The sequence below is a fragment of the Caldisericum insulae genome (assembly GCF_047785965.1).
Classification (GTDB): Bacteria; Caldisericota; Caldisericia; order Caldisericales; family Caldisericaceae; genus Caldisericum; species Caldisericum exile_A.
In genome coordinates this window covers 1-960 of record NZ_JBLOBF010000030.1, presented here as the reverse complement: position 1 = coordinate 960, position 960 = coordinate 1, and the positions used below count along the sequence as shown (strand labels likewise).

Sequence of the window (960 nt, the reverse complement as noted above, 5' to 3'; positions counted from 1 at the left end):
ACATGTTGCAATGATTGTACAAAATGATACTATAAATCGTGCATTAAGTGCACATACTAATAATCATCAACACCTTTTTTATAGCGAAGGAAGTTATTTCAATAATACAAATATGGATTTCTATACCGTCCATCATTATGTTACATATTGTTATGCTTCACAACCTGGAACACCAAAGTAAATGAAAAAAATTATGCTAAGAAAAAAATTAATGGTATCAATATTTGTTATACTTATTTTGTCAGTTTATGCTGGATGCAGGAGGACAGAAGGGATCCTGCCACAAAATAATTCTCAGAGTGAAATACCAAACCAGGAGGTTGAAATTAAAAATAGTGAAAAAGAACAATTTGTGCCTTGGCAAACTTCTCACTGGGAGAGGATTAATGATGGTATTGTTACTGCTTTTGCAATAGACCCTAAAGATAGCAATATCTTGTATGCGGCCACATATCCGCCACAAAAAGCTGACTCCTCTTCTAAGCTTCAGGTAATAGGAAATGCTAAAACTACTCTGTGGAAGTCTGAAGATGGTGGAAAGCATTGGAGCATTCTCATATCTTTAGAAAATCTTCGCTATGGACCTCCGACAATTGATGGAATTCATATTGACCCGGAATGTTCTAGGAATATTTGGATTTCAGAACATGGTGCCGGATTATTATTTTCTTCTGATGGCGGAGTTACCTGGAAAAAAGACCTTCAAAAAGACGAAAAAGATATCTTTAGAATGTACTGGAATAGCCTCAACACAAATATAAATGATTTGCCAGTTGCTTATAATGTTCGTTTTGGAGATACGAACAGGTGGACTGGTGTGATATATTCATCGCTTGATTCTGGAAAAAAATGGAAACGCATTTCTTTGCCTCCATTAACTTGTCCAAACTTTATTTTAGCTGTTAACAAAAAAAATCCAAATATTTTCTATGTCTTTGGTCTAAATGGTCTTTTTAAGAG

Annotated in this window: 1 protein-coding gene; it reads left to right on the top strand. The window is 34.6% G+C overall.

Going from position 1 to position 960, the window contains the following annotated elements; all coding sequences use genetic code 11:
• Positions 1-193: 193 nt before the first annotated feature.
• The coding region (locus tag ACMV0E_RS08065) for a WD40/YVTN/BNR-like repeat-containing protein (RefSeq protein WP_416085868.1) at positions 194-960 on the top strand (767 nt) is incomplete at its 3' end.